This is a genomic window from Arthrobacter sp. CAN_C5, from assembly GCF_017875735.1.
Taxonomy (GTDB): domain Bacteria; phylum Actinomycetota; class Actinomycetes; order Actinomycetales; family Micrococcaceae; genus Arthrobacter_D.
Genome location: NZ_JAGGMZ010000001.1, coordinates 1 through 14,699, shown reverse-complemented (window position 1 = coordinate 14,699; position 14,699 = coordinate 1). Strand labels below are relative to the sequence as shown.

Sequence of the window (14,699 nt, the reverse complement as noted above, 5' to 3'; positions counted from 1 at the left end):
ACTTACACACATGTAATTCCACAGGTGTGGATAAGCATGGGCCCGGATCTTAAGGGAATGAGCCCCCAAATCCCCAAAGTTACCCACACCTGTGGATAACTTAGTGCACAACATGTGTACGGAGCATGGAGCCCGGCTTCTCCGGGGTGGACCAGCCACGAAAAAGCGCCCGCGGTAATCCCGGAGAGTGGCCCAAGGGGCCCCTCCCACGGTAACCGCGGGCGCTTCGTGAAAGAAGGGGTCAGCGCCACCGGGTGGTCATCAGGAATCCAACAATGGCCAGACCGAAGCCAATCAGGATATTCCACGAGTCGATCGAGGGGATGGGGAACCGAGCCTCGGACACGTAGTAGACAATGATCCAGAGGAGGCCCAAAATCATCAGGCCAAACATTACTGGCTTGTACCAAACCGGGTTGGGCTTCGGTTCGGTGGAGGCGGGGGTGTTGGACTGGGTCGGCTTTTTACGGGACTTCGACTCGGGCACTGGTCCTCCTAGATGGGTGAAGCCAAAGCAGCTTCGCCATGGTGTTTACCCTCACAAGGGCTCGGCAGTCGGTGATTACACAAGCTATCCTGAAAAAAAGGATCAATGTCATCAGCACGGTGGAACCCTAATTCTAACCAATGAACCGGTCGCAGGGTGCCTCACCCTCCACGCTTGTCGGTGGTAGGTACCCGTCACGAACACGGTCAGTGCTGACAACCCCGGTCTTTACCGCTTTGATAGTTCAATGATTGGCAGTCCACGAGCACTATGTCCAAGACCACCCGCATTTTGGTTATCGACAACTACGACAGTTTTGTCTACACCCTGGTCGGCTACCTTCAGGAACTGGGTGCCGAGACGACCGTGGTGAGGAACGACGACGTCACGCTGGCTGAGGCGATAGCTCTCGCCGAGGTGCGCGATGGTGTACTGATCTCCCCCGGCCCCGGAACGCCGGCTGATGCTGGGATCTGCGTCGACATGATCAGGTGGTGTGGGGCGAATTCCCTGCCCATGCTCGGAGTCTGCCTGGGTCACCAAGCCCTCGCTGAAGCCTTCGGCGGGACAGTCACCCACGCTCCAGAGCTGATGCACGGCAAGACCTCGCTGGTGGAGCATGATTCCGGCAGCATCTTCACCGGTCTCCCGTCGCCATTGACGGCCACCCGGTACCATTCGCTGGCAGCGGTGAGCGAGGTGGTGCCGCCGGACCTGGTGGTTACCGCCCGGACGGCCAGCGGTATCATCATGGGCCTGGAACACAGGACAGCCCCGCTGTGCGGGGTGCAGTTCCATCCCGAGTCAGTCCTCACCGAGGGCGGCTACCGCATGCTGGGGAACTGGCTCGAGTCCCTGGGGCTGACAGGTGCAGCCGAAAAATCCTCCACCCTGAGCCCACTCATCACCAAGTAGGAAATACCCGTCAGGGCTCCTCCGGTGCTTCCGACGGAGTCTCACCGGCTGATGGGGTGGTTTCAGGATCGCTGGAGGGCTCCTCTTCCGGGACGGGTTCAATCGCCACGGTCAGAACGATTTCAGTACCCGGGGGGACGGTCGATTCAGGGTCGACACTCTGGTCGGTCACGACGTTGGGGTCGACGACGGCGTTCTCGACTTCCTCCACCCTGACGGTCAGGCCGCGGACCGGATCTTCAAGCAGTGCGGTGGCCTCATCGATGGGCAGCTCGATCACCCGCGGTACTTCCACCAGTCCCGTCGAGAGCACCAGATCCACCTCCGAGCCGACCGGTACTGATTCCCCCGCTGCGGGGCTGGCGGAAATTACCCGGCCAGCGGGAACCGTTGCGCTGTTCTCCTCGGTGACTTCTCCCCCGCTCAGATCTGCTGACGAGAGAGCGTCGCGGGCAGATGACTCTGTCATTCCCATGATGGCTTCGGGGATTACCGCCTCGGAGGGACCTTCGGAGATGGTCACATTGACTGTGGACCCCGGTTCGATGTCGGCTCCGGCCCCCGGATCGGAATCAATCACCAATCCCGGGTCGATGGTGTCACTGAAATCCTCTTCGAACTGCGGGCGCAGATCTGCTGCAAAAATGGCATTTGCTGCCTCATCCTGGGTCATTCCTGCGACGGACGGAACCTCTTGCAGCACCGGGCCCTCGGGCTGGGTATTCAAAAGGTTGAACAGCACAAACGTTCCACCAGCGAGGACCAGGGCCACGATGATGAAGAACGTGGTGGTCCAGGCGCGGCGGGTGGCACGACGGCGATCGTCGTTTTCATCGTCCGAGGTTCGCTGCGTGGGCAGCAGAGGCTGCTCGTCGGTGACGGGCCCCGAGCTCATTGAGCCGCCGGCTAGTACCTTCGCCATGGCGCGGGTCTGGGGTCCCTCGTCGACCGTAGCCGCGGGCACGGTTGAAAAGGCCTCGGTCGCTCGCTCCTGGGAAGATGAAAGAATAACTCCCCGTCGCGCGTCCTGCAGTGCGGTGCGAAAGGCGACGGCATCCTGGAAACGGTCCTGGCGGTCCTTCTCCAGGGCTCGCTTCAACACTGCGTCCAGCGCGGGTGACACCTCAGGATTGAACTGGCTCGCGGGTTTTGGTTCCTCCCGGACATGCTGATAAGCCACCGAGACGGGGCTGTCGCCGATGAAGGGTGGGCGGGCGGTGAACAGTTCGTACATCAGACAACCGGCGGAGTACAGGTCACTGCGCGCGTCGACTGTCTCCCCCCTTGCCTGCTCGGGTGAAAGGTACTGGGCGGTCCCGATCACAGCCTGGGTTTGGGTCATGGTGGCGGCGGAGTCGGCGATGGCTCGGGCGATACCGAAATCCATCACCTTGACGTTGCCCTCGGGGGTGATCATTACGTTGGCGGGCTTGATGTCGCGGTGCACAATTCCGGCTTTGTGGCTGTACTCCAGCGCAGACAGGACCCCCACCATGTGTTCGGCCGACTCATCGAGGGAGAGCTCATCCGCTCGGATCAGGTCGCGAAGGGTCCGCCCGGCCACGTATTCCATCACGATGAACGGCACCCGGACATCGTCGATCGAACGCCCTGCAATCTCTTCTTCGCCGGTGTCGTAGACCGAAACAATCGTGGGATGGTTCAGAGCGGCAACGGCCTGCGCCTCCCGGCGGAACCGCGACTGGAACAGGGGGTCCCTGGCCAGGTCCCGGCGCAGCACCTTGATGGCGACCGACCGGCCCAACCGGATGTCACGGCCGAGGTGGACATCGGCCATGCCGCCACGGCCGATGAGCTCACCTACTTCGTAACGTCCGTTGAGGACCCTGTCAGTGGTCACGTGGTTGCCTTCCGCCTGCATCTGATCGTATGGGAAGCGCTATGGCGCTTCAGTGGTGGGTGGGGGACTGGTGGCGGTGGGTTCCTCCGTCGGCGGTGGTGTGGTCACCACGGGAGGACCGGATGACACCACATAATTGACAGTGCTCCCCGGTTCAACTTCCGAACCTTCGCCGGGGTCCACACTGAGGACAGTTCCCGCTGGCTCCCCGGACTCCTGTTCGCCCGCGCGCGCGCCGCTGAGTCCAGCTTCAGTTAGAGCATCGATCACCTGTTGCTCAGTCGCCCCAACCAGCCGCGGAGGTACGGCCACGGTTTCGGGTGTTTCGGGACCGATTGAAGCAGTGACAGTAACGCTATCGCCGGGCCTCAAAGATCCAACGGGCGCCACGGTGATAACAATGCCTTCCTGCACAGTGTCAGAATTCTCTTCCTCGACGACTGGCTCCAGACCTCGGGACCGAAGATCGGCGACCACTACATCAACGGGACGTCCCACAAACTCGACAGCACTGATGACGATCTCCGGGGCTTCAGTGGTTTCAACAGGTTCGGTGGTCGGCTCTTCCGAAGGGGTCTCCGACTCGGTCTCCGTTTCTGTTGCCGTTTCCGTTTCCGTCGCAGAGGCGCTGGTGGAGGGACTGGCGGAAGTTGATGTTACCGGCGGGACGGTCGGATCGTCGTCGGCCCCGGAGAGAACCGGCCACAGGAAGAACAGTCCGACGGCCAGACCCACCAACAGGAACAGTAGAACCAGGGGTATCAGCCACGGACTGCGTCCACGGGATTGCTCGACTGGATCGCCGCGGTCGATTTCTTCTTCCTGCCATTCGCGGGATGCACCTACGGCCCCCGCTCCGGCCGCAGCACCGACCACCGGCATTGACGATGTCGACGTCGGCACGACGCGCGTGGCCGACGTCGTAGCCGCGGGGACGGGTGCGGTGATCGGGCCAGTGTTGCCACCGAAGAGCAGCATCCCGGGGACGGCGGCCTCGGCCGCGCGGATGTCATTCCGGCGGATGGCAGCGACTGCCTGGGCCAGGAGCTCGGCATCCGCTGGACGGTCGGCCGGGTCTTTGGCGAGCATAGAGGCAATGAGGGCGCGGACCGGCCGCGGAATGGTTTCCGGAAGGGGCGGTGGGGCGTCATTGACCTGCGCCAGCGCGATCGCGATCTGCGATTCGCCTGAGAAGGGCCGTCGACCGGCCAGAAGCTCGTACCCGATCACGCCCAGCGCGTAGATGTCACTTGACCCGGTGGCAGCCTGGCCGGTTGCCTGCTCAGGCGCCAGGTACTGGGCGGTACCCATGACCTGCCCGGTCGCGGTCAGCGGCACCTGGTCTGCCAGCCGCGCGATACCGAAGTCGGTGATTTTGACTCGTCCATCGGGAAGGATCAGCAGGTTGCCCGGCTTCACATCCCGGTGCACCAGTCCCTGACGGTGGGCAACCGACAGAGCCGTTGCTGTCTGACCGACGATGGACAGGGTGCGGTCGGGTGAAAGGATCTGTTCGCGCTCGATAATGGTGGACAAGGGCTGGCCAGGAACCAACTCCATGACGAGGTAGGCAGATCCGCCCTCCTCGCCGTAGTCGAAGACATTGGCGATTCCGTCGTGGTTGAGCAGAGCGGTGTGGCGGGCTTCGGCGCGGAAGCGGTCAAGGAAATTGGGGTCACCCGTATATTCCTCTTTGAGAATCTTTATGGCAACCTCGCGGCCCAGGACCTGGTCCATCGCCTTCCAGACCTCACCCATTCCGCCAATGGCGATCCTGTCGGTCAGCTTAAACCGACCGCCTAAGGTGATACCCGATGTAGGTCTCACTTATTCAACACCGCCTCAATCAATTGCTTAGCGCTTGGACTTGTTAGTTGGCCACCCGTCGCGATGTCCACGTTCTGCATCACGATCGACACCACCACCTCCGGGTCGTCAGCCGGAGCGAATCCGGTGAACCAGGCGTTGTCACCCTGCCCTGATACCTCCGCCGTTCCGGTTTTACCCGCCACCTCAACACCGGGAATGGCAGCTGATCGAGCAGTGCCGTTGTTGACGACATTGACCATCCAGTCAGTGAGCTGGTTGGAAGTATCGACGCTGATCGACTCGCTCAACACCTCAGGCTCGGGTGCACTGATGCGTTCGAGGTCGGGGGCACGCAGGGCCTTCACCAGGTTCGGTTTCATCAGGACTCCGTCGTTGGCGATTGCTGCATTCACCATGGCCATCTGGAGTGGGGTGACCCGGACGTCGAACTGCCCGATAGCCGACTGGGCGAGCTCAGGCTCGGAGGGTGCTTCCGGGAACTGGCTGGCCTCGACCCGAACAGGGATGCCGAAGGTTTCACCGAAACCGAAATCCTGTGCCTGCGCCAGGACTGCTTCGGCGCCAAGGTCCCAGGCGATCTGTGCAAACGGGGTGTTGCACGACTGTTCCAGTGCGAACTCGAGCGTCGCGGTTGTCTGGGACGCGCAGCCGCCGTTGACGAAGTTCGGAAGGCCCACATCAGTGCCGGGCAGGTCCAGGACTGCAGGGTTGGGGATGACAGACTCGTCGTCGAAGTCTCCCGATTCCAGCGCGGCAGCGGCGACCACTAGCTTGAAGACTGACCCCGGCGCCACCAGGGATTCGGTGGCCGGGTTGAAGTACGGGGAAAGCCCGGGCACGGTCGATAGTTCCTCAAGGTTCTGCAACACAATTGAGGTGTCGTGTCCGGCCAGGAGGTTCGGGTCATAGGAAGGCTTGGACACCATGGCGATGATGTTGCCGGTTCCGGGTTCCATCACCACGATCGATCCCTGCTGGCCATCCGGGATCAGATCCCAGGCGAGTTGCTGAATCTCCGGGTCAATGGTGAGTTCCACCGAGGCGCCCTGGACCTGGGCGCCCGAGAAGAGCTGGACGATGCGGTCGTAGAACAACTCGTCGCTTGTGCCGGACAGTTCGTCGGCCATCACACTTTCCAGGTGTGTGGCGCCGTTGGCTAGCGAGTAGAAGCCGGTGAGGTGCGCGTAGAGGTTCGGCTCGTTGTAGACCCGCTGGAAGTTGAACTCGTCGTCTGAAGGGACGGATTCGGCGACCGCTCGTCCGTCGACCAGGATCGAGCCGCGGTTCTTCCCGAAGTCCTGCAGCAGCGACCGGTTGTTCCAATCGTTGTCGCTCAACGCTTCGGCTTCAAAAAACTGGACAAAGGTGAGGGATCCAAGGACCAGGGTGAACATTGCCAGCGCCACCAGCCACGCGCTTCTTATTGCCTGGTTCACGGGGTAACCTCCCTGGATTGGCCGGTGAGCGATCCGGTGCGGAAATCCTGAGGGTCAGGGAAAGAGTCTTTCATCGGCCCGGTGACCGCCGGACGGCGAGCCGACTCGGAGATGAGAAGCAGGATGGCGACGATGATCCAGTTGGCGAGCAGCGACGATCCGCCGGCGGACATGAAGGGTGTTGTGAGACCGGTCAGGGGTATCAGTCGGGTCACTCCGCCCATCACCACGAAGCACTGCAGGGCGATGGTGAAGGATAGGCCGCACGCCAGCAGCTTCCCGAAGCCATCCCGGGTACCCAGTGCGGTGCGGATACCTCGGGAGACCAGGAGGACGAAGAGCATGATGATCCCGAAGAGTCCGATCAGGCCTAGCTCCTCACCGAGGGCGGCGATGATCATGTCGCTGTTGGCGTAGATCACCAGATCCGGTCGTCCTTCACCGAGACCTGTCCCAAAGAGGCCGCCGTTGGCCAGCCCGAAGAGTCCCTGGACCACCTGGAAGCTACTTCCTGCCTCCCGGTTAAAAACTTCCGGGTCGAAGGCGTTAATCCAGCTGTCGATGCGTAGCGAAACATGGCTGAACAATTGGATCGCGGCGAACCCGCCGGCAATGATCATCAGCAACCCGATGAGGATCCAACTGAACCGGCTGGTGGCGACATAGATCATCACCATGAACAGGCCGAAGAACAGCATGGACGACCCCAGATCGCGCTGGAAGATCAGGACGCCGATGCTGACCATCCACGCGGCCACCATCGGGGCCAGGTCCCTGAACCGTGGCAACTGGACCGGGCCAACCTTCTTGCCCGCAAGCAGGATCAGGTCCCTGTTGGTGGATAGATAACCGGCGAAGAATATTGCGAGGGTGATCTTGGCGATTTCGCCTGGTTGGAACGTTCCGAAACCAACGTTGATCCAGATGCGGGCGCCGTTGATCTCCAGGCCCAGGGGGGTCAGGGGCAGCAGGAGGAGGACGGCGCTTGCGATCAGGGAGATATAGGTAAACCGGCGGAGAACCCGGTGATTCTTGAAGACCAGCAGGACCGCAATGGATGCTGCCATGGCAACGGAGGTCCAGAGGAACTGGCTTTCAGCGACAGTGGTGTCGTTCGCCAGGTCGATCCGGTAGATCATGGCGAGCCCAATACCGTTCAGAGCAATCACGATTGGAAGTATTACTGGATCGGCATATTTTGCCCTGACCCGCAGCACCAGGTGGAAGACCAGGGCAAGCCCTGCGAGGACGCCGCTCTGGGTCCAGAATGCGGAGTCCAACGGGTTGTCCTTGTCGAGGCCCACAATGAGGTTCGCGCTGATCGCGACTCCCAGGGCAACCACAAGAAGGAGGGCTTCGATGTTGCGTCGGGACTTGGGAGCTGTCAGGACGTCGCTCATGATGTCTCATCTCGGCAGTCTTGTGTACCACGCGGGGCCGCTTCTGCACTGCTCTCCGGGCTGGGTCTGCTGCGGGTTGGCTCGGCGGAGGGGTCCGCGGAACCGGTGGGGGAAGCGGAGGGGGACTCTGACGGCTCATTGGAGGGCGACTCTGACGGGCCATCGGACGGTGAGGGCGAGGCCGATGGCGACGAAGATTCGGGTGGGCACGCCACGGCACGCAGATCACCACGGAGATCCTCCACAATGCGTTGGGCGTGCTCGAGGTCCGTGGCTGGTAGCGAACTCGCCACCCGGGCGCGCTGATACTCGGGGAGGTTGGAGACGGGGATGTCTGTCTCCTGATCGAGGTGGCTGAGGCGGACCGGGCCGATGGTCTGTGACACTCCATTGAAGATGGCGACGTTGTCCTCGTATTCGGCGACGTAGTACCGGGTCTGGGTCCAGGCGTAACCGAACCAGAGCACTGCAACAAGAATGAGCGACATCAGGCTCAGGAAGGCGGGAATGAGCCAGCGCTTGCGCATCCCGGACGGCTCATCGGCGTCGTCCTCCAGAAATTCGCTGTCGGCGGCACGATGGGTCAGCATCATGGCGGCACGGCGTTCAGTGGTGCGTTGGGTGACGATTGGGATCTGACCGGTTTCGGTGGCCAGGGCCGCTGACCCTACGAGCAGGTGCGGCCTGGTAGAAAGGTCCTGGCGGATTACGTCGGCGCGGAATGCGGTGCCAGCGGCGGGTTGCACGGGCGAGGGTTCGTCCTTCTCACCCGCTGCTTCCTTGGCCGGTGGGATCGCAGTAAGCGCGGCGGTGCGGAGGTCCTCCGGGGTGGTTTCGGCGATCTCGACGACGGCGATCGTGACGTTGTCGGGTGACCCGCCGGCGAGGGTCAACTCGACGAGAGTATTGACGCAGTCTCGAAGGTCAGTGGTTTCACGAACGATCCGTTCGATCAGGTTGTCGCTGAGCACCGCGTTCAAACCGTCCGAGCACAGCAACCACCGCTCACCCGCTGTGACCTCGAAGGACTGCAGGTCGAGTTCAGGACTGGCGTCAACGTCCCCCAGAACCCGCATCAGCACATTCTTGTGGGGGTGCACGTCGGCTTCTTCAGGCCGGAGACGTCCTTCATTGATGAGGCGCTGCACAAATGTGTGATCGACGCTGATCTGCTCAAACACATCATTTTTGAGCCGGTAGGCACGGGAATCTCCGATGTGCGCGAACTCAAGATGGTTACCGCTGAGCAGGAGGGCGGTGACAGTGGTTCCCATTCCGGCCAGCTGCGGATTGGTACTGACCAACTCGGAAAGGAGGGAATTGGCGGTCTGGATCTCGTCGGCAAGCTGATTGGCGGCTTCGCCCTCGTCGAAGCCTTTCCGGTCCAGGTGAACCAGGTCCAGGACCGTCGAGGCGGAAGCGATGTTCCCGCCTGCGTGCCCGCCCATGCCGTCAGCCACAACCGCCAGGTATCGCCCCACATAGGCGGAATCATCATTCTTGGCGCGGACCATACCGACGTCAGAGCGTGCAGCGAAACGCATGATGTAGGCCAACGCTTATGACCTCAATTCGATGACCGTCTTACCGATCCGGACAGGAACGCCCAGATCAACAGGCAACGCGCGGGTCAGCTGGCTGCCCGCGAGGAAGGTGCCGTTGGTGGACCCGAGGTCCTCAATGAACCAGCGGCTGCCCTGGGGAAAGAGGCGTGCGTGGCGGCCGGAGGCATAGTCGTCCTCAAGGACGAGGGTGGCTTCCTGTGCTCGGCCAAGCAGGATGGGGCTCGATGCCAGTTGAAGGGTGGTTCCCTGCAACGGACCCTCGGTGACCACAAGCGTTCTTGCGGTGACCCGGGGCGGTGCTTCCTCGACCAGTTCCGGGTGCTTTCGCACCTGCCGGGCCGAGGGGGTGCCCAGGCGGTTACGACTACCAACGACGAGATCCTGTCGAAGCGCGCTCACGACGCTGATCACCAGGATCCAGATCAGCACCAGGAAGCCGTACCGCAGCACCGTGAGGGTCAGTTCACTCAGGTCGCTCATTTCTAGCGGCCACCATTCGGTACCGGGATGAGCCGGAAGGTCATCCGGGTGCGGCCCATAGTGATGATCGATCCATCCGACAGGTCAGTCTCTCCCTGGACTCGCTGCCCATTCACATAGCTGCCGTTGGTTGACCCGAGATCGACGGCCCGGGTGCTTCCACCCTGGGTGCGGATCTCGAGGTGCTTCCTGGACACGCCGGTGTCGTCAACCAGGATGTCGGCCTCTGACGAGCGTCCCAAGATGATCGATCCGGCATTCAGCGAGTAGCGCTGGCCGTCGAGGTCGAGCACTGGCTGTAGCCGCGTCGGTTGCCGGGTGGGAGCATTGGGGGTGGTCGGTCTGCGGGGACCCGCCTGCTTTTCCGTCGCCGAATCCACTTCAAACACGCCGGCCTTCAGCTCCGCATCGCGGGTAAAGGACACTTTGAGAGGTCCACGCAGGGTGTAACCCTGGCTGTTGACGTGTTTGATCACGACGTCGCACAGTTCTTCAGCGAGCGTTGAGCCCCATTCCTGGGCCAGGGCAAAGTCCGAGTCGGAGAGGCGGGCGGTGAACACATTGGGGGCAAGGGTGCGACCCTCAGTGAGGGTAATGGATTTGTTGTCCAGCTCCCGACGCAGGGCGCTGGCAATCTCGACAGGCTGTACCTGGGACCGTGATCCGGTGGAGAAGGCGCCGCGGACCATCTTTTCCAATCCGCGTTCCACGTTGTCCAAAATACCCATCTGCTGCCTCCTCACCGTTCGCCTGGGTGGTTGGTCGGTACACCAACCACAGCCCAAGTTTGTGTGCGAAGGCATGGTCAACGTACCGACATGATCAGTTCGATACTACTGGGGACCTCTGGAAAAGGCCTTAACCACCGATTTCTGCCGGGCACTAAGTGATAACGATTCCTCGACTCGCGGCACCGTCCGCGACCACAAGAGCCGGAATCTTCAGGGTGCGGGCCGGACGTTTAGGTGTTTGCCGTGATGCTCCGTTATGCTTATTTCTGCTGTTCGTGGAGCTCTTCAAAGGTAGTTTTGAAAGATCCAGAGTGGTTGCGCGCGAGTGGCGGAACGGCAGACGCGCTGGCTTCAGGTGCCAGTATCCGAAAGGGTGTGGGGGTTCAAATCCCCCCTCGCGCACGACAAGACCCCCGGTTATCCGGGGGTCTTTTTCGTTAAGACGCAACCTGGCCGCGGGTCCTCGCCATCCCGTGGGAATACATCCTCTACTGGAAATCCCGAGACCTGGTGGTCGCTTTCATGGTGAGGATCTCAAATTTGTCAGCCACAACATTCACCACACCCTCCGAGGACCTTTCCAGCATGCCCCGGACCAGTACCCCACTGGACTCCCTGGCAATACGCCGATACCTCTGCCATACCCCGACGGAACAGATAACATTCACCAGCCCCGTCTCATCCTCAAGATTCATGAAGGTAATACCGCTTGCAGTAGCGGGCCGTTGCCGGTGTGTGACCACTCCTCCCACCTCCACTCTTCGCCCCGATTCAGCCTGAATGAGATCTTCCGCTGTGAGGACACCACGCTTGGTTAGGGTCGATCTGAGATGGCGTACTGGATGGTCATCCGGGGTGATACCGGTAGACCAAAGGTCGGATGCGACCCTGTCCGCGGCTGTCAGATCAGGGAATAGCGGGGGCTGGATGTAGACGGTTGTTCCCTTCAACTGTCCAGCCCGCTCTGTCGCCGCAGGGCCAGCGTTCCAGAGTGCCTCCCGTTCCGACAAACCCATTGATTCAAAGGCCCCGGCAGCGGCCAACGCCTCAAGTTGGGAGGCGTTGAGTTCGGTACGTCGTGCCAGGTCGGCCATGTCACTGAACATGCCATTGGTCTCTCTTTCCGTGACAATCAGTTCTGCGATTCTGGTACCGATTGACTGGACGCTATCAAGCCCCAACCGCACGGCGAAGTTGCCATCCCGGCGATGGAGTGTCGAGTCGAAGGCTACCTTTTTGTCAAATGGACCGACCGCGGGTTGCTTCTGCTGGAGGCAGGAGCCCATTCCTGTAGGGGATGCGGTGCCGCGTTGAACCAGACCAGATAGTGGCTCAAGGTCAGCGTGTACCCCCGAGTGCAGCAGATCCGGTCGGAGGACTGTCACTCCGTGACGACGGGCATCAGCCACCAGTGTCTGCGGTGAGTAGAAGCCCATGGGTTGTGCACGCAGTAGTGAGGCGAGAAACGCACCTGGATAGTGCAAACGCAACCAGGCGCTGGCATATACCAGGAGAGCGAAACTAATTGAATGGCTTTCAGCAAAACCAAAATTGGCGAAGGCCTGGATCTTCAGGTAGATCGAATCGGCTGTCTCACCGGTGATCCCATTGGCTGCCATCCCGGCATACAGTTTGTCCCGCAGCGTATCGATGCGCTCCAGTCCGCGTTTGGACCCCATCGCCCTGCGCAACTGGTCGGCGTCAGCTCCTGAACAGTTTCCTACCACCATCGCCATCTGCATCAGTTGTTCCTGGAACAACGGCACACCAAGTGTCCGTTCCAGTACCGGCTCCAACTTGGGATGGAGATACGTGACCTTTTCCTCACCGAGTTTTCGCTTGATATAGGGGTGCACAGCGCCGCCCTGGATGGGTCCAGGCCGTACCAATGCCACCTCAATGACCAGGTCGTAAAACTCCCTGGGTTGAAGACGGGGAAGCATTCCCATTTGGGCGCGACTTTCCACCTGGAACACGCCGATGGAGTCAGCAAGGCAGAGCATGTCATAGACACCCTGCTCTTCCTTGGGGAGGCTGTGGAGGTCCCACTTTTCGCCGAAGTGTTTCTCAGCCAGGTCAAAGTTGTACTGGATGGCGGCAAGGATTCCCAACCCCAGCAGATCAAACTTCACCAGACCCATCCAAGCGCAGTCATCCTTATCCCACTGAAGGACTGTTCGATCCTCCATCCGTCCATACTCGATGGGGCATACTTCACCGACAGGCCGGTCAGTCAGCACCATTCCCCCAGAATGGATACCCAGATGGCGCGGGAATTTAAGGACGCTTTGCGCCAGTTGAACCACGGCGTCGGGAATGTCATGGTCATCACTTGAGACCAGTGCTCCCCAGCGCTCCACCTGCTTGGACCAGGCGTCCTGCTGGCCTGGACTATGGCCGAGAGCTTTGGCCATGTCACGGACCGCAAATTTAGGACGGTACGTAATGACATTTGCCACCTGGGCCGCGTTGAACCGTCCGTACTTGTTATACACGTACTGGATTACCTCCTCGCGGCGGTCGGAATCGAAATCAACATCGATATCTGGCTCCTCATCGCGCATGCTGGAAAGGAAACGTTCAAACGGCAGGTTGTAAAGAATCGAATCAACCGCTGTGATCTCCAACAGGTAACAGACCGCCGAGTTTGCTGCCGATCCCCGTCCCTGGCACAAAATCCCTTTGTTCCGGGCAAAGTGGACCAGGTCATGAACGATCAGGAAGTAACCCGGAAAATTTTTGTCCTCAATGACGCGGAGTTCCTTCTCGATCCGTTCCACTACGTCCCGCCGCCCGGGATACAGCTTCTCGGCACCCTGCCACACCAGCTTCCTGAGGTAGCTCATCTGGGTGTGACCGTCCGGAAGGGCGAGGTTGGGTAGCCCGGGTTTGACGCTCCGCAGCCGGAAAGCCAGATCATCTGCCAGCTCAACGGTTCGTTCAACGGCTCCGGGATAGGCTGCGAACCTGGCTGCCATCTCTGCACCGCTCCGCAGATGGGCCGCCCCAGCAGCGGGGAGCCACCCGTCCATCGCATCGAGGCTTCTTCTGGCGCGCACTGCAGCCAGTGCCGTTGCGAGCCGGTGCTGGACGGGGGATGCGTAGTGCACATTGTTGGTGGCAATGACTGGAAGCTTCAGCCGCGCGGCAACGGCAGCCAACTCATCATTGAAGGCACTGTCCAACGGGTTTCCCTGGTCCATGAGTTCAACGGTTACGTTATCCTTCCCGAATAGATCAATCAGGTTTCCTGCCGCCGCCTCCGCGCCGCGCCTACCATCACGGACCAGGGCCTGACGGACGGCGCCCTTTCGGCATCCTGTGAGGATCATCCAACTGTTCGAGGCGTGGCCGGCCAATGAGTGATAACTGTAGGAAGGCTTTCCTTTCTCCGAGCCATCGGCCAATTGTGCAGCGGTGATTGCTCCGGCGAGGTTGCGGTACCCCTGCGCTCCACGGGCAAGAATGAGCAGGTGGCTACCTTCCGGATCGGGCACCCCGTTCTGTGGCTTCGACAGATCGATGGAAAGCTCAGCACCAAACACGGTGGACAAATTAGGGTACTTCTCGGCAGCTTCCGCGAAACGGACCACCCCATAGAATCCGTCATGGTCGGTCAAAGCCAGCCCCTGCAGCCGCAACCGGTGCGCCTCCTCGATCAGCTGCTCTGGGCTGGAGGCTCCGTCGAGGAAACTGAAGTTCGAATGAACATGCAGCTCTGCATACGGGACCACAGGACCCGTGGGTTCCGGCTCGGGCAGCTGAGGTGGCAGATAAGGCTGACGTTTATGGGACCAGGCAGGACTGTCACCACCGTCAGCTCCTGCAGGAGGCGCGCCGGGGCGGCTACGGTCGGAAAGAGTGCGTTCAAACTTTGACCACGAAATGGGGGGATTATTGAATCCCATGGCACACCCTCAATATTTCGGCAGGCATTTTTGCTCTAGTCATAGCTGGCTTCAGCCCACCACCGGTGATCCTCCAACAACAGCAA

10 protein-coding genes and 1 tRNA gene are annotated in these 14,699 nt (G+C 60.9%); 2 read left to right on the top strand and 9 right to left on the bottom strand.

Annotation, left to right across the window (positions count from 1 at the left end; genetic code table 11):
* Positions 1-241 precede the first annotated feature (241 nt).
* Positions 242-487 carry a cell division protein CrgA gene (locus tag H4V95_RS00055; RefSeq protein WP_196867346.1) on the bottom strand — a complete coding sequence of 82 codons (246 nt, stop codon included), beginning with the start codon at positions 485-487 and terminating at the stop codon, positions 242-244.
* A 270-nt stretch (positions 488-757) separates the two neighbouring features.
* Between H4V95_RS00055 and H4V95_RS00050 the strand changes: the two genes are divergently transcribed.
* On the top strand, positions 758-1,402 hold the full coding sequence (locus H4V95_RS00050) for an aminodeoxychorismate/anthranilate synthase component II (protein WP_196867345.1): 645 nt from the start codon (positions 758-760) through the stop codon (positions 1,400-1,402).
* A gap of 10 nt (positions 1,403-1,412) precedes the next feature.
* Here the strand turns inward: H4V95_RS00050 and pknB are convergent, their stop codons facing one another.
* From pknB to H4V95_RS00015, 7 genes are read right to left on the bottom strand one after another with little or no spacing between them, the layout of a single operon-like run.
* Positions 1,413-3,284: a Stk1 family PASTA domain-containing Ser/Thr kinase gene (gene pknB, locus H4V95_RS00045; protein WP_281064504.1), complete on the bottom strand. Its 1,872-nt coding sequence runs from the start codon at positions 3,282-3,284 to the stop codon at positions 1,413-1,415.
* An 18-nt stretch (positions 3,285-3,302) separates the two neighbouring features.
* Positions 3,303-5,090 (bottom strand): protein kinase domain-containing protein, encoded by a 1,788-nt coding sequence (locus tag H4V95_RS00040; protein WP_209728045.1) that lies wholly within the window; start codon positions 5,088-5,090, stop codon positions 3,303-3,305.
* Positions 5,087-6,529: a penicillin-binding protein 2 gene (locus H4V95_RS00035; RefSeq protein ID WP_196867342.1), complete on the bottom strand. Its 1,443-nt coding sequence runs from the start codon at positions 6,527-6,529 to the stop codon at positions 5,087-5,089. The genes H4V95_RS00040 and H4V95_RS00035 overlap by 4 nt, the downstream gene beginning before the upstream one ends.
* Complete coding sequence (locus H4V95_RS00030) at positions 6,526-7,929, bottom strand: FtsW/RodA/SpoVE family cell cycle protein (protein WP_196867341.1); 1,404 nt, start codon at positions 7,927-7,929, stop codon at positions 6,526-6,528. The genes H4V95_RS00035 and H4V95_RS00030 overlap by 4 nt, the downstream gene beginning before the upstream one ends.
* Positions 7,926-9,473, bottom strand: coding sequence for a PP2C family serine/threonine-protein phosphatase (locus H4V95_RS00025; protein ID WP_245345503.1), 1,548 nt, complete (start codon positions 9,471-9,473; stop codon positions 7,926-7,928). The genes H4V95_RS00030 and H4V95_RS00025 overlap by 4 nt, the downstream gene beginning before the upstream one ends.
* A gap of 15 nt (positions 9,474-9,488) precedes the next feature.
* Entirely contained in the window at positions 9,489-9,974 is a 486-nt protein-coding gene (locus tag H4V95_RS00020; protein ID WP_281064503.1) for an FHA domain-containing protein, read from the bottom strand.
* 2 nt (positions 9,975-9,976) lie between these two features.
* Positions 9,977-10,702 carry a DUF3662 and FHA domain-containing protein gene (locus tag H4V95_RS00015; RefSeq protein WP_209728044.1) on the bottom strand — a complete coding sequence of 242 codons (726 nt, stop codon included), beginning with the start codon at positions 10,700-10,702 and terminating at the stop codon, positions 9,977-9,979.
* 322 nt (positions 10,703-11,024) lie between these two features.
* Between H4V95_RS00015 and H4V95_RS00010 the strand changes: the two genes are divergently transcribed.
* Positions 11,025-11,107, top strand: a tRNA-Leu gene (locus H4V95_RS00010).
* Between the two features lie 86 nt (positions 11,108-11,193).
* Here H4V95_RS00010 and H4V95_RS00005 read toward each other — a convergent pair.
* Positions 11,194-14,613 (bottom strand): error-prone DNA polymerase, encoded by a 3,420-nt coding sequence (locus H4V95_RS00005; protein WP_209728043.1) that lies wholly within the window; start codon positions 14,611-14,613, stop codon positions 11,194-11,196.
* Between the last annotated feature and the right edge of the window lie 86 nt (positions 14,614-14,699).